This window comes from Nocardia sp. JCM 34519.1, from assembly GCF_020361265.1.
Lineage (GTDB): Bacteria > Actinomycetota > Actinomycetes > Mycobacteriales > Mycobacteriaceae > Nocardia > Nocardia arthritidis_A.
In genome coordinates, this window is the sequence record NZ_JAIRBR010000001.1 from 1,021,880 (window position 1) to 1,038,884 (window position 17,005).

15 protein-coding genes and 1 pseudogene are annotated in these 17,005 nt (G+C 67.6%); 10 read left to right on the forward strand and 6 right to left on the reverse strand.

Going from position 1 to position 17,005, the window contains the following annotated elements; translation table 11 throughout:
• Positions 1–61: 61 nt before the first annotated feature.
• Positions 62–1,168 (forward strand): glycoside hydrolase family 88 protein, encoded by a 1,107-nt coding sequence (locus LGY53_RS04935; protein WP_225725408.1) that lies wholly within the window; start codon positions 62–64, stop codon positions 1,166–1,168.
• Here the strand turns inward: LGY53_RS04935 and LGY53_RS04940 are convergent.
• A complete protein-coding gene (locus LGY53_RS04940) occupies positions 1,153–3,390 on the reverse strand; it encodes an MMPL family transporter (RefSeq protein ID WP_225725409.1) in 2,238 nt (745 codons plus the stop codon). The genes LGY53_RS04935 and LGY53_RS04940 overlap by 16 nt on opposite strands.
• 153 nt (positions 3,391–3,543) lie before the next feature.
• On the opposite strand from LGY53_RS04940, the gene LGY53_RS04945 reads away from it, so the two are divergent.
• The 3 genes from LGY53_RS04945 to LGY53_RS04955 all read left to right on the forward strand — a co-directional run bounded on the left by LGY53_RS04945 (position 3,544) and on the right by LGY53_RS04955 (position 5,424).
• A complete protein-coding gene (locus tag LGY53_RS04945) occupies positions 3,544–4,110 on the forward strand; it encodes a DUF2165 domain-containing protein (RefSeq protein ID WP_225725410.1) in 567 nt (188 codons plus the stop codon).
• A 99-nt stretch (positions 4,111–4,209) separates the two neighbouring features.
• On the forward strand, positions 4,210–4,710 hold the full coding sequence (locus LGY53_RS04950; protein WP_225725411.1) for a hypothetical protein: 501 nt from the start codon (positions 4,210–4,212) through the stop codon (positions 4,708–4,710).
• 42 nt (positions 4,711–4,752) lie between these two features.
• Entirely contained in the window at positions 4,753–5,424 is a 672-nt protein-coding gene (locus LGY53_RS04955) for a cyclopropane-fatty-acyl-phospholipid synthase family protein (RefSeq protein ID WP_225725412.1), read from the forward strand.
• Here the strand turns inward: LGY53_RS04955 and LGY53_RS04960 are convergent.
• Complete coding sequence (locus LGY53_RS04960) at positions 5,421–6,533, reverse strand: lipase family protein (RefSeq protein ID WP_225725413.1); 1,113 nt, start codon at positions 6,531–6,533, stop codon at positions 5,421–5,423. The two genes, LGY53_RS04955 and LGY53_RS04960, sit on opposite strands and share 4 nt — an antisense overlap.
• A 576-nt stretch (positions 6,534–7,109) precedes the next feature.
• Here LGY53_RS04960 and LGY53_RS04965 point away from each other — a divergent pair.
• The 5 genes and pseudogenes from LGY53_RS04965 (at position 7,110) to LGY53_RS04985 (ending at position 12,491) form a co-directional block, all read left to right on the forward strand.
• The gene (locus tag LGY53_RS04965; protein ID WP_225725414.1) at positions 7,110–8,297 is read left to right on the forward strand and encodes a GDSL-type esterase/lipase family protein; all 1,188 of its coding nucleotides are present in this window, start codon (positions 7,110–7,112) and stop codon (positions 8,295–8,297) included.
• Between the two features lie 193 nt (positions 8,298–8,490).
• Positions 8,491–9,511, forward strand: a pseudogene (gene trpS / locus LGY53_RS04970) (tryptophan--tRNA ligase).
• 39 nt (positions 9,512–9,550) lie between these two features.
• On the forward strand, positions 9,551–10,363 hold the full coding sequence (locus LGY53_RS04975; RefSeq protein WP_225725415.1) for a tryptophan 2,3-dioxygenase: 813 nt from the start codon (positions 9,551–9,553) through the stop codon (positions 10,361–10,363).
• Entirely contained in the window at positions 10,360–11,562 is a 1,203-nt protein-coding gene (locus tag LGY53_RS04980) for a hypothetical protein (RefSeq protein WP_225725416.1), read from the forward strand. Before LGY53_RS04975 ends, LGY53_RS04980 begins: the two co-directional genes overlap by 4 nt.
• 224 nt (positions 11,563–11,786) lie before the next feature.
• Positions 11,787–12,491: a DsbA family oxidoreductase gene (locus LGY53_RS04985; protein WP_225725417.1), complete on the forward strand. Its 705-nt coding sequence runs from the start codon at positions 11,787–11,789 to the stop codon at positions 12,489–12,491.
• Here LGY53_RS04985 and LGY53_RS04990 read toward each other — a convergent pair whose 3' ends face one another.
• The 3 genes from LGY53_RS04990 to LGY53_RS05000 form a co-directional block, all read right to left on the reverse strand.
• Positions 12,492–13,214 (reverse strand): SDR family oxidoreductase, encoded by a 723-nt coding sequence (locus LGY53_RS04990; RefSeq protein WP_225725418.1) that lies wholly within the window; start codon positions 13,212–13,214, stop codon positions 12,492–12,494.
• A gap of 58 nt (positions 13,215–13,272) precedes the next feature.
• Positions 13,273–13,719 (reverse strand): hypothetical protein, encoded by a 447-nt coding sequence (locus LGY53_RS04995; RefSeq protein WP_225725419.1) that lies wholly within the window; start codon positions 13,717–13,719, stop codon positions 13,273–13,275.
• A 196-nt stretch (positions 13,720–13,915) separates the two neighbouring features.
• Entirely contained in the window at positions 13,916–14,449 is a 534-nt protein-coding gene (locus LGY53_RS05000) for a DUF4142 domain-containing protein (RefSeq protein ID WP_225725420.1), read from the reverse strand.
• 151 nt (positions 14,450–14,600) lie between these two features.
• Here LGY53_RS05000 and LGY53_RS05005 point away from each other — a divergent pair, with 151 nt between their 5' ends.
• Positions 14,601–15,992 (forward strand): M28 family metallopeptidase, encoded by a 1,392-nt coding sequence (locus tag LGY53_RS05005; protein WP_225725421.1) that lies wholly within the window; start codon positions 14,601–14,603, stop codon positions 15,990–15,992.
• Here LGY53_RS05005 and LGY53_RS05010 read toward each other — a convergent pair whose 3' ends face one another.
• The gene (locus tag LGY53_RS05010) at positions 15,993–16,850 is read right to left on the reverse strand and encodes a 3-hydroxyacyl-CoA dehydrogenase (protein ID WP_255664142.1); all 858 of its coding nucleotides are present in this window, start codon (positions 16,848–16,850) and stop codon (positions 15,993–15,995) included. It abuts the gene before it with no gap.
• Positions 16,851–17,005: the final 155 nt, after the last annotated feature.

Sequence of the window (17,005 nt, forward strand, 5' to 3'; positions counted from 1 at the left end):
CTCCGTAGCGCCCAACGGCGAGGAAGTGCGGGCCATGCCGAGTGATCATGTTCGAAGCGCGATGCGCGACAGCACACCGGATTCCGGCGCGGATCTCACGTCCGCGCGGCAGGCTCCGCCGCCGTTGCCGCCGCTGGCCGACCTCTCGGCGGCGCGACTCGCCGAAATCGGGGATCGGCTCGTCGCCCGCACTTGGCGGCTGGGAATGCCGTCCTGGTTCTGGGGCGAGGGCGTATGCCTGCTCGGCATGCTGCGGCTGGCGCGGGCCCGGCGTCTCCCCGTCCCCGTCGAGGTGGTGGACTGGCTGCGGCACCAGCATGAGCGGGGCATCGACGTCGGCCACGTCAACAATCTCGCGCCGGGCACCGCCGCGGTGCTGGCCGCCGCCGAATATCCGGAGTTCGCGGATCCGGCCCTCCGACTCGGCGAGTGGTTCAACGAAACATGCTCCAGCACAAGAGCTTTCAATGGCGCACTGGAGCATTGGCCCGGCGGCGTCTGGGCGGACACCACGTTCATGGCGGGCGTCTTCCTCGGCCATCTCGGCGCGTACCGGCGCGACCCGGAGCTGCTGGCCGCCTTCGGCGATCAGCTGCTCGCCCACGCCGAGATACTGCAACACCCCGAGCTCGGGCTGTTCGCGCACGGATCGCACCGGGGTGAGACGCTGTGGAATTTCTGGGGCCGCGGCAATGCCTGGTGTGCGCTCAGCTTGGTCGAATTCCTGGAGCTCGCCGCGACGGCCATCGTCGACGACGCTCAGGTCCACCGGATCACCGCCGCACTGACCCGCCAGCTGATCGCGCTGGCGCAACGGCAACCGGCACACGGTGTGTGGAGCGTGCTGGTTGACGATCAACCGGAAAACGCCGGGATACTGGAGACCTCGGCCGCCGCGGGCATCGGCGCCGCCATGCTGCGCGCCGCCCCCCTGATCCCCGAGCACACAGAGACTTTCACGACGGCGGGCTGGCGGGCAATACGCGGCGCACTGGCCTACGTCGATGCCGAAGGCGGACTCACCCGAGTGAGCGCGGGGACCGTCCCGCAGCTGATCCCATTCGGCTACAGCGTAATTCGCGACGACCGCCCGCAACTCTGGGGCCAGGGCCTCGCCATGCACGCGGTGGCCGCGGCCCTGGAGAACTTGGCTCAGGCCCGCACCTGAACCTCGGGATCGACCGGTTCGGCCTCGGCCAGACCGAACCGGGCATGCAGTGCCGCAAGGGGTTTCGGTGACCACCAGTTCCGGGTGCTGAACAGGCGCATCAGCGCGGGAACCAGCAGCAGGCGGATGACGGTCGCGTCGGCGATCACGGCGAGCGCGAGCCCGATGCCGAAAAGTTTCATGATCGCCACCTCGGAGGTGGCGACGGCCAGCAGCACCACCGCCATCAGGCCGGCGGCGGCGGTGAAGATCGGGCCGGTCCGTGCGGTGCCCATGGCCACCGCGTGCGTATTCGCCTGTGGCGCACCGTCGGAGTCGAGCCATTCCTCCCGGATCCTGGACAACAGGAATACCTCGTAATCCATCGACATGCCGAATGCCAAGCAGAACATGAGGATCGGCATATAGAGATTGGTGGTGCCGGTCGGGGTGAAGCCGAGCAGCCCGGACAGATGCCCGTCCTGGAAGACCCACACCATCGCGCCGAAGGTTGCGGTGAGCGATAACGTGTTGAGCAGCAACGCCTTCAGCGGCAGCAACACGCTTCCGGTGAACAGGAACAGCACCGCGAGCATGACGACGGCGATCAGCGCGATGGCCAGCGGCAGCCGCGCCGCGATACTCGCGATGGAGTCGGCGTTGATGGCCGCCGCACCGCTGAACTCCACCGCGCCCGGCGGGTGCACCGCACGCAGCGCGGCCAGTTGTGTCTCGCCCTCCGGCGCCGACGGTTCCGCCCGCGTCACGATGGACAGATACGTGCCTGCGGCACTTGCCATTTCGGGAACTCCGGCGGCCACGCGCAGCCCACCGGCATAGACGCCCGCACTGGACAGCACCCCGCGCACGCCGTCGATCCGCGATAATTCCGCCGCGTACGAACCGATTTCGGCCGAGGGGCCATCGAATCCCGGCAGTGCCGCCACCAACCCGGCCGCCATATCCGCGTCGAAATCCCGGCGCAGCGCGTCGCTGACGATCCGGCTCGACGCCGACGTCGGCAGCACCCGATCGTCCGGCGCGGCGAATTGGGCCGACAGGAAAGGAGTTCCGAGCAAGAGCAGCACCGCGACTCCGGCGACCGCGACGCGCAGCGGCCGCTGCATCACCGCGACCACGAGCCGGTACCACCAGCTGCGCTCCGGTGGCACCGCGACCGCAGTCCCGCGACGTAACCACCGCCGCAACGGTTTTCGCAGATCCAGCGCATTCACCCGGTCGCCGAGCAACAGCAGCGCGGCGGGCAGGATCAGCACCGAGGCGCCGACCGCGGCGGCCACGACGGGTACCCCCGCGTAGGCGAACGACCGGAAGAACACCTGCGGAAATACCAGCAATGCCACCATGGCCAGCGCGACGGCGAGCCCCGAATAGACCACCGTCCGCCCCGCGGTCTGCACCGCGCGGATCACCGCGGCCCTGGTATCGCGGCCCGCCGCCAACTCCTCGCGATAGCGGCTGACGATGAACAGGCTGTAATCGATGGCGAGGGCGAGCCCGAGCGCGGTCGTCATATTCAGCGCGAAAACCGAAACGTCGGTCACCGCGGTGAGCGCGCGCAGCATGCCGAGCGTCGCCGCCGTCGCGAACAAACCGATCGCCACCGGCAGCAGCGCGGCGATCACACTGCCGAACACCAGCGTCAACAGGATCGCCGACACCGGAAGCGCGATGGCCTCCGCGACGATCAGATCCCGCTGGACGTGCGCGTTCACATCGGTGACCACCCCGGCCAGCCCACCGCCCCGCACCGCGACACCGTCCCGGTCCCGCTCGATATCCGCGGCCAGCGCCGCCGTGCGCCGCTGCACCTGGCTGTCGTCGCCCGCGATCTTGGCGACGATCAGCGCACCGCGGCCGTCCCGGCTGCGCAGGCCGAGCGCCAGATCCGGCCGGGTCGACCAAAATGATTGCACGCCGGTGACATTCGGATCGCTGCGCATCCGCTGCGCCACCTGCTCGGCAACCGCTCGCGCGGCCGGGCTCTCGACGCCGTCGGCGGCGGTGATCAGCACGACGTAGTTCGGGTTGCCGCCCGGGAAATTGTCCTGGATGAAGCGGTTGGCCCGCACCGATTCCAGATCGGCGGCCAGATAACCGCCGCTGGACAGGTGCCCGGGCACGGTGGCCCCGAAACCACCGCCGATCAGTGCCAGCAGCAGCGCCACCAGCAGCACGATTCGTGGTCGCGCGGTGGCGAATTCGGCGAATCGGGTCGGCATCGGTGCGCACCTCTCGGAACGGCTGCGACGAACGAGTCGATCGTATGGGCCGCAGGCTCCGCCGGCCGCAGAGGCCTTCGTCATAACACAATCCGAGGTACCATTTTCGCGGTCCAGACGAATCCAGGTGTACCGCTGCGGGATCGGAGACAGATGGGTCTCAACGTCAGGCGTTTTCTCGATATCGTCGGTAGTAGGCGGATGGCCGTCGCGGTGCTCGCCACCATCACCGGCTTCTACTACCTGTTCGTCGCCTTCACCAATTGTGTTGATACCGATACCAATCGGCGCGGCGTGGCCGCGGTGCTCGCCATGCGCTCGACCATCCACAATTCCGGCACCGACTGGCGGGCCATCACCAGCGGCAATGTCGCGCTCATCGCCTACATCCTCATCGTGATCTGGGAATTCCTCATCGCCTTCGTGCTGCTCGCGGCGGCGGTCGCGTGGCTGCGCGCGCTATCGGGGCGTCCGGCCCGGCTGCGCGCCGATCAGGATATTGCCGAGAAGCTGTCGAGCCTCGGGTGGACGATGGTGATCCTGCTGTTCGCCGGCGGCTTCCTCACCATCGCGGGCGAGTGGTTCCGCATGTGGGCCAACAAGGAGGTGAACGCCTCCTCGGCCGCGCTGCAGAATTTCCTCATCGCCGCTGTCGGCCTCATCCTGCTGCACCTGCCCGATCGCCCAGTACCGAATCGCCCAGTACCGAAGGGGCGTTGAACGTTTCGCCATCGCCGCGCGATAACCACGTGGGACTCTCCCCTCCGACACCCCATCGGCGTCGAACTACGAAGAACGGCAACGTGACTCGAGGGATACGTGGTTATCGACAAGAAGCCCAGGGCATTCCACCCGACACACGGCTCGCTGCTCGGCGGCCTGCTCGGGTGCGCGATCCTGCTGGCCGGAGCCATCTGGGCGGCTAATACTCTTCCGGCGCACAGCTATTCGTCCAATTCCGCACCGCTGATGATGGCCGGGTCCGGTGGGCTGATCCTCGCCGTCAGCGTATACGGGTACCACACCGGTAGGCGCAGGCTGGAATTGCGCGCCTGGCTGGGCAAGCACGGCCGCTCGGTCTGGGTGCCGTCGGAGCACACCCGGGTCCGGATCACCTTCCACGATCCCGAGACCAACCGGCCCAGCATCTTCGTCGTCGACGCGCTGTGGACCGATCCGGCCACCGGCCGCACCCACACCGCGACCAGCGCGCACCTGCGCGACGATCCGACCACCCACCTCAGGTCGTACCGCCGCGTCCTGGTCCGCTACGACCCGGCCGACCCGGCCCGCTGCCTGGTCGACCTCGCCGAACCGTAAGTTCCTTGACCTCGAGTGCGGTTGGGGATGAATCCTGGAGTCATGACTCGTCCTGCCGAAATGTGGAACACCGTCTATGACAACGACACCGCGCCGTGGGTGATCGGCGCACCACAACCCGCGATCGTCGCGCTGGAGAAGACGGGGCTGATCAGCGGCCGCGTACTCGATCCGGGATGCGGCGCCGGTGAGCACACCATCCTGCTGACCGAGCTCGGCTATGACGTGCTCGGCGTCGATCTGGCCCCTAGCGCGGTCGAATACGCGCGCCGCAACGCGGCGGACCACGGGGTCGCCGCGCGATTCGAGGTGGCCGACGCGCTGCGCTTCGGCGAACGGACGGACTGGGCGGGCGTTCCGGCCGGCTCCGCACCGGCCTTCGACACCATTGTGGACAGCGCGCTGTTCCACGTCTTCGGCACCGAACCCGAGGCCCGCGCCGAATATGTGAACAGCCTGCATTCGATCCTCAAACCCGGCGGCCTGCTGCACATCCTCGCGCTCTCCGACGCCGAACCCGGCATCGGCCCGCGGATCAGCGATACGCTGATCCGCGAATCCTTCGGTACCGGTTGGGAATTGGAGGATCTCCAGCCGTCCCGCTATCTAGGCAGGCCGATCGAGTCCGCACAGGAGGGCCGGTTCGACGGCATCGAGTTGGGCGAGGGCACGATCGATGTCGCGGCCTGGCTGACGCGGCTGCGCCGGATCTAGCGCATCCGCGCCAGGAAGTCGTCGATCGCCGCCCACATCGCCGGGTTCAGCTGGGTGTGCCTTCCGGTGCCGGTGACCGTCCGGAAATCGACGCCGTTGGCGGCGAACTGGGCCGCGAGCGCGGCATGCAGCGGGGACGGGACCATGGTGTCGGTGACGTTGAGCAGCAACAGGATCGGCGCGTTGTAGCCGCGTGTCGGCACCGTCAGGTACTCGGTGTACGTGTCGCGAATCCGCTTGTCCGACAACGGTTTCGAGAGTAAGTCGCCGATGCCGAGACCATTCACCCGCGCGTCGATGGCGGGCTGGCACATGGTGGCGATCTCGTCGAGCACGGTCCGGCCGAGCGGGCTCAGGTAGTCGTCGACGCGGGCGTCCGGCCGGGCGGTGCGCAGCCCGGCCAGGATGTCGGCGATGAAGCCGGTGGTGCCGTCCAGGCCCGGCAGCGCCGGAAGGCCCGGTCCCGCGGCGGGAAGCCCCTTTTCCACATCGGATTCCGGGTCGATCGCGATGGTGCCGCGGAAATCGAGGTCGGGCGCGTAGGTCTGCTGGAGATGTCCGGTGCCGAGCGCGGCCTGACCACCCTGCGACGGCCCCATCACTGCCCAGGTGCGCGAGAGGTCCGGGCGGGCCGAGCGCGCGGCGCGCACCAGATCGATGGTCGCCGTCGCCTCGGTCTGCCGCTCCAGGTACGGGTGCGGGCCGGTGTCGAACAGTCCGAGCCCGAGGTAGTCGGGCGCCACCACCGCGAAGCCGCGGTCGACGAGGTGGCGCATCATCGCGTCCTCCTCGCCGATGAAGACGGTCTGCGGCCCGGTGCTCGGATCCGATTTACCGCCGCAGCCCGCGCCGAGCCCGGTGGTGCCGTGGGTGAAGGCGACGATCGGCCAGCCGCCCGGCGGCGGTGTACCGCGCGGCACGAACATCGCGCCGCTGGCCGGGCGCGGGCTGCCGTCGGAACCGGCCATCCAGTAGCTGATCACCGAACCGCCGGGGATGTCGTGGAAGCTGTCGGGCTGCGGAACAACAGAGGTCAGCATCCCTGGAGTTTCCGCCGCGGCCGGACCGGCCTGCACCGTGAGCGCGGCACACGCCGATATCGCTCCCATCGCGACAAGACTCCGCCAACCACGGGAAACCCGCATCTGCCCATCCTCCGATTCGAACGACATCGTTCCTGTCAGGCAGCAGCCTATGCCGTGTCATGCATGCACAGCACCTCGACAATCGGGTGACAGCGAACACAAGGCAACCGCATCGGCTATGCGGTCGGCAGGGCTTCGAGCAGCGGATATCGGCCGTCAGCGCGCGGGACCAGCAGTCGCGGGCCGGGCGCGAAAACCGTCAACTGTTTCCAGACTCACATGGCCCTCGGCTTCGGTCATGGAATGGCTCGGCACGCGCCGCACGACAGTCACCTACCTGACCGGCCGGGATGCGATGTCTCCGATTCTGTTCTTCGCCAATCGAATTCGTGATCAGCCCGGAAATCCGACGCGGATCGTATGCGTAAAGGCTTGCCGCCCTGCGACACCGGGTACGCATCAGGTAGCACCCCTTCGAATGACTCGCCGTACCCGCTCCGGCTTCCGAAACGATGCGGCTTCTCATCGAAACAACCGGCCCACCAATCCGATTGACACGCGGCCGAAATTCGACCGCGCGCTCGCGCGGAAGGAGCGAGCATGACCGACTGGATCAGCACTCCCATCGAATCCACAATCCTGCGTGGGGTTCTCGAATTGGAGCGCACCGCACGCGGGGTATTGCCGCGCCGGTTGCCCGCGCGGGCGCGCCGCCAATTCCCGAACAGTTCCCTTTCCATGGTCGAGACGCAGCCGACGGGTGTCCGGTTGGCCTTCCGCACCCGCGCCACCGCGATCGAACTGGACGTGCTCACGACGCGGGTCACCTGGCTCGGCGCCCCGGCCCCGCTCAACAGCGGCTACGACCTGCGGCTGAACGGCAGCCCCGCCGGCCAGGACGAATCCGGCGCGGGAAATCTGCTGATCATCGACACCCGCACCGGGGCGGGGACCACCGAACCCGGACCGATGGGCACTGTCCGGTTCGCCGGGCTGCCCGCCGTGGCGAAGGATGTCGAAATCTGGTTGCCGCATACCGAAACCGTCGAGTTGATCGCGCTGCGCACGGACGCACCGATCGAACCGATCGATATCGGAGATCGCAAAGTGTGGCTGCACCACGGCAGTTCGATCAGCCACGGCGCCAACGCCGACTATCCGACCGGCACCTGGCCCGCCCTGGCCGCCACGCTCGGCCAGGTGGAACTGGTCAATCTGAGCCTGCGCGGCAACGCACTGCTCGACCCCTTCGTCGCGCGGAGCATCCGGGATACGCCCGCCGACCTGATCAGCGTCAAGATCGGCATCAACCTGGCCAATACCGATCTGATGCGGTTGCGCGGCTTCGGACCCGCGGTGCACGGGTTCCTCGACACCATCCGCGATGGCCATCCCGGCACGCCGCTGCTGGTGGTCTCGCCGATCCTGTGCCCGATCCAAGAGGACGCTCCCGGCCCGATCACACCGGACCTCAGCGGCGGGCGGCTGCGCTTCCGCGCCCCCGACCCACCGGCCGAGCCCGACCCGGAGCGCTTGACGCTCAACATCATTCGCGAGGAACTGGCCGCCATCATCGCACTCCGGGCGATCGACGATCCGGACCTGCACTACCTCGACGGCCGCGAACTCTACGGCGCGGCCGATTTCGCCGAACTGCCGCTGCCCGACGCACTGCATCCCGATACCGCAGGCCACCGCCGAATCGCCGAAAACTTCGCCAGGACAGCCTTTTCCGCCGATGGACCTTTCGGAGTTCATACCTGCCGACAGGTTGCCACCACGGCCTGATGTGGTCTACCGACCCGCTGCTATCCTGATGCCGTGATCTCTTTCCGTCAGATGTGGTGGCGGCCGTCCCGACGGCCCGCGTAGAACCATGTCCACGGGCTGTACGCAGCCCGTGAAGCCCGTTGCGCGGAAAGAGCTTTCGTACAGCCCTCCAATTTTCAGGAGCTGTACCATGAATTCCTTCACCGCTACCATGGCCCGCAGCGACCAGTTGGCCGCCGATGTCGCCGCCCATCCGGACCGCTACCGCATCCTCACCGGTGATCGCCCAACCGGCCCACTGCATCTCGGCCACTACTTCGGCACCATCGCCGAACGGGTCCGGTTGCACGAGCGCGGCGTCGACACCTTCATCATCCTGGCCGACTACCAGGTCATCACCCGACCGCGACGGCATCGGGCAGGTCCGCGACAATGTCTACGGCGCGGTCATGGACTACCTTGCCGCGGGCATAGATCCGGAAACCGCGACGATCTTCACCCACTCCGCCGTCCCCGCGCTGAACCAGCTGATACTGCCGTTCCTCAGCCTGGTCACCGAGGCCGAACTGCATCGCAACCCCACCGTCAAGGCCGAACACGGCGCATCGGGGCGGGCATTGAGCGCGCTGCTGCTGACCTATCCGGTGCATCAGGCCGCCGACATCCTTTTCTGCAAAGGGAATCTGGTGCCGGTCGGCAAGGACAACCTGCCGCATGTCGAGCTGACCAGAGTGCTGGCCCGCCGTTTCAACGACCGCTACGGCAAGGTGTTTCCGGAGCCCGATGCGCTGCTCACCAGCGCACCGGAGGTGCCGGGCCTGGACGGCAGGAAGATGTCCAAGAGCTACGGGAATGCGATCACGCTCGGCATGACCGCCGACGAGACCGCGGCCGTCATCCGGCGCGCCCCGACCGATTCGGAACGTCGTATCACCTTCGATCCCCAAGGGCGCCCGGGCATTTCGGCACTGCTGAGCACCGCGGCGCTATGCGCGGGCATCGATGAGCACACGCTCGCCGACCAGATCGGCGATCGCGGCGCGGGCGCGCTCAAACAGCGAACAACCGAATTGGTGAACGACTACTTCGCCGCCCATCGCCGCCGCCGCGCGGACTTGGCGCGGCAGCCGGATCTGGTCCGCGAGGTCCTGCGCGCCGGGAACCGGCGGGCCGCTGCGATCGCCGAGCGGACCCTCGACGAGGTGCGCGCGGCCATGGGCACCAGCTACTGATCCGCCGCGCCGAGCCGGAATTTCCAGCATGATCGTCCAATGGCACAAAATGCTGATTCGACAACCACCGCGACACCGGCGTTGACCTACGGCTCGTATCTTGCGCTGGACGAGCTCCTGAACGCCCAGCACCCGCGCTCGGACGAGCACGACGAGCTGCTGTTCATCGTCATCCACCAGGTGTACGAGTTGTGGTTCAAACAGCTGCTGCACGAACTGGGCCTGCTGCAGCAGAAGCTGGCGGCGGGCGACACCCCGCACGCGCTGCACACGCTGAAGCGGATCCTGACCATCCTCAAGGTGGTCGTCGCGCAGATCGACGTGCTGGAGACGATGACACCCCGGCAGTTCGCCGGTTTCCGCGCCCGGCTCGCCGCGTCGAGCGGATTCCAGTCCGCGCAGTTCCGTGAGCTGGAGGCGGTGCTCGGCCGCCGGGATACCGCGGCGTTCGCACACTATCCGGCGGACAGCACGGGCCGGGCGCGGATCGAGGCGGCGATGGCGCGGCCGTCGCTGTACGACTCGTTCCTGCGCTATCTGGCCGAGCAGGGCTATCCGGTCCCGGCCGGGTGGCTCGATCGCGATGTGCGCGAATCCGTAACGCCCGCACCGGAATTACAGGAGATCCTGCTGCGGGTCTACGCCGACGACGGCGGTCCGGCTCAGGTGGCCGAGCGGCTCGTCGACGTGGACGAGGGGCTGCAGGAGTGGCGCTACCGGCACGTGATGATGGTGCGGCGCACCATCGGCGACAAGCCGGGCACCGGCGGCTCCTCCGGCGCGGATTACCTGCGCGACACGCTTTTCCGGCCGGTATTCGCCGACCTCTGGGCGGTTCGGAGCCGCCTGTGATCACGCTCGAAGACCTACGCGGCACCCCGAACGCGTTGGCACCGCACTATTCTCGCTTCCGAGTGGACGAACGGGCGCTGCTCACCGGGCATTCCCATCAGGCGTGGCCCGATGTGGCGCTGCGCGGGCAGATCGAGGCGTTCACCGATGCCGCCGATGCGGTGGATGCCAAGTGGGACCGTGCGTTTCGCAAGGCCGAGGCCGTAAAGGACGGATTCCGGCGGATATTCGGCGATCCCGCAGCCGAACTCGCACTGAGCGCGAATACCCACGAGCTCGTCGTGCGATTCCTGTCCAGCCTCGATTTGCGCGCGCGGCCGCGCCTGGTCACCACCGCAGGTGAATTCCACAGCATTCGACGGCAATTGGCACGGCTCGCCGAGGCGGGCATCGAAATCGTCCGGCTGCCAACCGATCCGGTCGAGACGCTGGCCGAGCGGTTGGCCACCGCGATCGACGACCGAACGGCGGCCGTACTCGTCTCTGCGGTGCTGTTCGAAACCTCGCGCATAGTCCCGCGACTCGGCGAGCTGGCCGAGCGCTGCGCACACCTCGGCGTCGAACCACTGGTCGACGCGTATCACGCGCTGGGCGTCGTACCCTTCTCCGTGCCCGACCTGGGTTTGACCGAGGCGTGGCTGGTGGGCGGCGGCTACAAGTACCTACAGCTCGGCGAGGGCAACTGCTTCCTGCGCGTACCACCGCACGCACAGGAATACCGGCCGGTGATCACCGGCTGGTACGCGGAATACGGCGAACTGTCCGCCGGGCGCGACGACGATCTGGTGAGCTACGCGCCGGGCGGTAACCGCTTCGCCGGCGCGACCTACGATCCGACCAGCCACTACCGAGCCACCCACGTGTTCGACTTCTTCGCCGAACACGGACTCGACCCCGCCCTGCTGCGCCGAATCTCGTTGCACCAGACCGAATTACTGGCACAGCGCTTCGACGGACTCGATGCGCCGCCGGACCTGATCGACCGGGATCGCCGCGCACCGCGCACCGCGTTCGGTGGCTTTCTCGCGCTGCGCACGCCTCGCGCCGCCGAGCTGCGCAATGCGCTCGCCAAACGCGGCGTATCCACCGACAGCCGCGGTGATTACCTGAGATTCGGTCCCGCACCGTATCTTTCGGACCTCCAGCTGGAATCTGCGATGGCCGCGCTCGGCGACGCACTGCGCACGCTCCGGCCGTGAGCGCCGGCCCGGTCGCCACCCGGCGGCCGGGCCCGGGCCCTATCGAAGTCCGGACTGTGGAGGCACTGGGTGGGACTCCGAGGACGTGCCCTGGCCCTCGTCGGCGGGCCACAACCTTTCGGTGCGATATCACCCGCGTCTCGCCGGACCGACCGCGCCGGGAACAGCACGGTTAGCCAGAGCGTTGCAGAGAGTCGGAGCATTCACGAAAGCGAGGGACGACCGTGCGGGTCGAGATCTGGACCGATATCAACTGCCCGTTCTGCTACCTGGGCAAACGGCGATTCGAGGAGGCGCTCGCCGACTTCCCGGACCGCGCGGCCGTCGAGGTGGTGCACCGCTCATTCGAGCTGGATCCCGGATTGCCCGCGGACGAGACCGGGCCGGTGATCACGAAGATCGCCCGCAAATACGGGATCAGCGAGGCGCAGGCCGCGGCCAATGAGCGCGGCATCGGCGCGCAGGCCGCACAGCTCGGCCTGCCGTATCTGACCGATGGCCGCGACTACGGCAACTCCTTCGATATGCACCGCCTGCTGCATTTCGCGCGGGAACAGGGCAGGCAGGAAGCGCTGCTCGACGCCCTGTATCGCGCGAATTTCGCTGAAACGGAACACCTTTTCGGTGATACGGAGCGTTTGGTCGGCGTCGCGGTGGCCGCGGGCTTCGACGAGACCGAGATCCGCGCGGTGCTCGCCGATCCGGCCGCGTACGCCGACGCGGTGCGCGCCGACGAGCGCGAGGCGGCCGAGCTCGGCGCCACCGGTGTCCCGTTCTTCGTCTTCGACAACAAATACGGCGTCTCCGGCGCCCAGCCGTCGGCCGTCTTCACCCAGGCACTCGAACAGGCCTGGTCCGAACGCGAACCCGCGGTCCAACTGCTCGCCGAGGGCGACGCCTGCGGACCCGACGGGTGCGCGCTGAACTGATCAGCGCCCGCCGAGGCTGCCGCCGCCGTCGACGTCCAGCACCTGGCCGGTGATGTATCCGGCCTCGTCCGAGAGCAGGAACGCGGTGGCGGCGGCGACGTCGTCGGGTGTGCCGATGCGGCCCATCGGGATGGACGCGAGCGCGGCCGCCTCGCCGGCACTGCCCCGCGGGCGCGCCCGATAGAACAGTTCGGTGCCGATCGGCCCCGGCGCGACCGCATTCGAGGTGATGCCGTCCGTGGCCAGTTCGAGCGCCCAGGTTCGGGTGCAGCCGACCAGTGCGCTCTTCGCCGCGGAATACGAGGTGCGCTCTCGCGCGCCGTAAACCGCGCGCGAGACGATATTCACGATCCGACCGAAATGCCTTGTGCGCATGCCGGGTACGAGCGCCTGCACGATCTGCGCCGACGCGCGCACGGTGACCTCCCACACCAGTCGCATGGTCGCCAGGTCCAGTTCATCGATCGGCTGCGGCTCGGCGATACCCGCGTTGTTCACCACTCGGCCCACCGAATACTGCTCGGCGATCGTCCGCAGCGCCCGCGCGGTATCGTCGGCATCCGCGAGGTCGCAGCGCACGAATTCACCCGGGAACTCCGGCCCCGGCGCACTCCGCCCGACACCGATCACCCGGTAACCGGCCGTGGCGAGCCGATGCGTGATGGCCAGGCCGATCCCACCCGTCGCACCGGTTACCAATACATCCGATGAATTGTCGCCCATGGGCCGATTCTGGCACAGCGCAAGGCCTCTCGACCGCGATGGTGACGCGGGTAACCCGTCAGCTCGCTTTGGTCTCCACCGTGCAGTCGCCGTTGGTGTAGTTCTGGCCCGAACCGTGGTTGGCGATGGCGAGCACCAGTGGAATTCGGCCCGGCTCGGTCTCCAAGCTGGGGATCGTCAGCACGTTGTCGGATCCCCGCACCTGCGCCGAGACCTCGGACTGACCGTTGCGGCCGGTGTCGAGATTCGACCAGGTGACATGGAATTTCTGGTCGTACGGGGTATTCGATTTGGCGTCGGTGTGCGCGGTCAATTCGATCGCGCCGTTGCCGAGCTGCCGGACGAACACCTCACTCGACGCCTGCACCGAGAAGTCGTCCGGCGTCGGATAGGTTATGGTGCAGAGCTTTTCGGGCGCTCCATCCGGCGCCGCGAGCGCCGTGGCCGCGCCGCCGGTGAGCATCGCGATCACCGATAAACCTACGAATGTCTGCCTCGAGACCATCTCACCAATCCTCTGAATGTACTGAAAGACCTGGTATCCCTAGTCGAGCCCCGCCAGCATACGAACCCGTCCGCGCCGGCCGCAGGACCCAAGAATTCAGGCCACCCCTTGTCCGGTAAGGCAGTTCGGCCTGTAGGCAGCCAAATTCGCTATTTATCAGTCCAATTCAGGAACTAGCGATGGAACCCCTTTCGGCTCAACAGGTACCAAGCGCGGCACGCACGGCGTCCAGATGCCCCTGCACGATCGGCGCCGCCTGCTCGGCCAGCATTCGCACATCCGGCGACTGTCCGGTGGCGACCTCCTGGTTACCGGCGCTCAGCGCGGCCAGATGGCCGGACTCCTGAGCCTGCAACCAATTGATGTCGAAATCGCGGCCCATCTTCGGCACCGTGACCATCAGCGTCCGCATCTGATCGGAATCGGGCATCATCGGCAGCATGACGCCGTATCGCGCGGCCACCGTCGTGACCATGCCGTCCAGCCGAGTGTGATCGCGGACCAACATGGGCGCCAGATCCCGGATCGCCTGGCAGGACGACATGGCGGCAGCCCGCGCGCTCAGCGCGATTTCGGCCATATTCGTCTGATGCGCGGCACCCAGAAAGTTCTGATCCTGTTGCGACACAGTCGGACCGGCGGCCGGACCGGCATTCGCCGCACCGGCGGCGCCGACACCGACCGCTGCGGCACACAGTCCTACGGCCATCGCCCGTGACAGAGTTCCCATACTGACCTCCTGGTGGATAACGGCTCCCCGCGGCGCGATTACCCCGCATCCCCCGCCGTACACGGCCCGCCGAAACCCCTGGCAGACCGCGAACCATCCGCGCGTCCGCTACGGTTGTTCCCGAGTCGCACCTGCCGAACAGGAGAGGCCGATGCCGAACGACCGGACCGACGGTGTACCGACAGAGAAAACCATCGCCTCCTGGATCGAACAGCTCGTCGAGCTCGGTATCCGCAGACCCGGCTACCCCGCCGACGACGCGGCGGCCGCGGCGATCGCCGACCATCTCCGCGCCTTCGGACTGGAAGACGTGCGCCTCGAACCGATTTCGGTTCCGCACTGGGAGCCGGTCGCCTGGTCGCTGCGGGCGACTCCGGCCGGCGGCGAACCGCGCGATCTCCCCTGCTTCCCGCTGCCCTTCTCCGCACCGACACCCGGCATCGATGCCGAGCTCGCCGCCTTCGACGCCGGGGAACCGCATTCCGCCGCAGGCAAAGTCGCGCTCTGTGAGATCGAAATGCTGTCCGCGCCCGCGGATCTGCTGGTGACCGCCGGCAGCGCACCCGCCGATCCGGCGGGCCGGGTATACGACCCGGACGACACGCTCGCCGGTACCACCCAGCTCCTTCCGTTCAGCCCGGCATGGCACGACGTCATGGAGCCGGCGGCGGCCGCGGGCGCCGTCGCCTTCATCGGCGGCCTCACCGGCTATATCGGCGACTCGTACGAGTACTACGTGCCCTACGACGCCAAAGCTCGCCCGATTCCCGGGGTTTGGGTGCGCGCGTCCGACGCGGCATGGCTGCGTGCGCAACTCGGAGTCGGGTCGGTCCACATCCGGCTCGAGATCGAATCCAACACGGGGACAAGGCAATCGAGCAACGTCGTCGGCGAACTGCCCGGCGCCGACGCCGAGCGGGTGATCATCGGCTCGCATCACGATGGTCCGTGGGAGTCGGCGGTCGAGGACGCGAGCGGTGTCGCGCTGGTACTCGCTCAGGCGGCCTACTGGGCGCACCGCCCGGCCGAAAAGCGGCCGCACCGGCTGATTTTCGTACTGCACGGCGGCCACATGGCCGGTCTCGCGGGTCCGCGCGCCTACGTCGCAGCACATCGCGCCGAACTCGATGCCACCGTACTCGAGCTGCATCTCGAACATGCCGCACTGGAATACCGGCAGACCGCCGACGGCGACTACCTGCCAACCGGCCTGCCGGAACCGCGCTGGTTCTGCACCAGCCGGATCCCGGTGCTGGAACAGGCGGTATCGGATGCCATCGTCGCGAACGATCTGCGCCGCTCGATGATTCTGGCGCCCGACGCCGTCGGCGCGCATCCGCCCACCGACGCCGGGCACTACCACGACGCGGGTGTGCCGGTGGTCAACTTCATCACCACCCCGGCCTATCTCTTCGATCGGATGGATCGCCTCGACAAGGTCGATTTCGCGGGCCTGGTGCCGCTCACCAGGGCCGCCATTCGAATCGTCGAATCGACGGCGGGTATCGGCGCGGCGGAAATGCGCGAGCGGATGATTCGCTGATCAGTCTTCCGAATACCGGTAGAACCCCTCGCCGGTGGCTATGCCCAACTTGCCCTTATCGATGTAGTTCTCCTTCAACCACGCCGCGAAGCGCCGCCCCTGTTCATCGCCGTGCACCATGATGTTGTACGGCGTGGTGAGCCCGATGACATCGAGCATCTGGAAGGGTCCGACGGGGGCGCCGGTCGCGATCCGCCAGGTCTGGTCCACCGTCGCCGGTTCGGCGTAGCCGTCCGCGCCGAGTTCCAGCGCGGCGCGCAGCAGCGGGACCAGCAGCGAATTCAGTACGTAGCCCGCCTTTTCCTTGTGCAGCTCGATCGGCACCATTCCGATCGCCGCAGCGAATTCGGACACCGTACGGAACACCTCCGGATCGGTGTCGGGCGAGCCCATGATCTCGGCGGTATTGCGTTTCCACACCTGATTCGCGAAATGCAGCGCGAGGAACCGGTCCGGTCGCCCGGTGGCGTCCTTGATCGCGCTCGGCAGCAGCGTCGACGAATTCGTCGCGAAAATGGTTCGCTCCGGCGCCAGTTCGCTCAGCTTCGCATATGTTTCCTGTTTTATCTCCAGCACCTCGGGCACCGCCTCGATCACGAGATCGGCATCGCGCACCGCCGCGCCGAGATCGGCGACCAGCACGATGCCCGCCGCGGTCTGCTCGGCCTTCCCGTCGCCGCCGCCGGGAACCTCCGCGCGATATACCGCCGCGAGCGCGTCGAACCGGTTCCGCCCGGCCGCGAGCGCGGCGTCATCGATGTCGTATGCGGTCACCTCGAAGCCGTGAAACGCCGTCTGGTACGCGATCTGTGAGCCGAGTACCCCGGTCCCCAGCACCGTCACCCGGCGGATCTCCATCGCCACCGATCACTCCTTTCGAATACCGAAACAACGCTGTCGCCTCATCTTCGTCCATCGGTCGCCGCTGGGCGATCCACCGCCGACGGTGTCGGATGTGCCGCACCCGACAGCCGGGGCGTACCGTCAGCTATCGAGGCACGAATCACATTCGG

Coding starts and splice junctions, on each gene's coding strand:
- LGY53_RS05005 (WP_225725421.1), top strand. CDS start 14,601: ATGCCGAACGACCGGACCGACGGTGTACCGACAGAGAAAACCATCGCC.
- LGY53_RS04965 (WP_225725414.1), top strand. CDS start 7,110: ATGACCGACTGGATCAGCACTCCCATCGAATCCACAATCCTGCGTGGG.
- LGY53_RS04935 (WP_225725408.1), top strand. CDS start 62: ATGCGCGACAGCACACCGGATTCCGGCGCGGATCTCACGTCCGCGCGG.
- LGY53_RS04955 (WP_225725412.1), top strand. CDS start 4,753: ATGACTCGTCCTGCCGAAATGTGGAACACCGTCTATGACAACGACACC.
- LGY53_RS05000 (WP_225725420.1), bottom strand. CDS start 14,449: ATGGGAACTCTGTCACGGGCGATGGCCGTAGGACTGTGTGCCGCAGCG.
- LGY53_RS04990 (WP_225725418.1), bottom strand. CDS start 13,214: ATGGGCGACAATTCATCGGATGTATTGGTAACCGGTGCGACGGGTGGG.
- LGY53_RS04940 (WP_225725409.1), bottom strand. CDS start 3,390: ATGCCGACCCGATTCGCCGAATTCGCCACCGCGCGACCACGAATCGTG.
- LGY53_RS05010 (WP_255664142.1), bottom strand. CDS start 16,850: ATGGAGATCCGCCGGGTGACGGTGCTGGGGACCGGGGTACTCGGCTCA.
- LGY53_RS04945 (WP_225725410.1), top strand. CDS start 3,544: ATGGGTCTCAACGTCAGGCGTTTTCTCGATATCGTCGGTAGTAGGCGG.
- LGY53_RS04960 (WP_225725413.1), bottom strand. CDS start 6,533: ATGGGAGCGATATCGGCGTGTGCCGCGCTCACGGTGCAGGCCGGTCCG.
- LGY53_RS04975 (WP_225725415.1), top strand. CDS start 9,551: ATGGCACAAAATGCTGATTCGACAACCACCGCGACACCGGCGTTGACC.
- LGY53_RS04995 (WP_225725419.1), bottom strand. CDS start 13,719: ATGGTCTCGAGGCAGACATTCGTAGGTTTATCGGTGATCGCGATGCTC.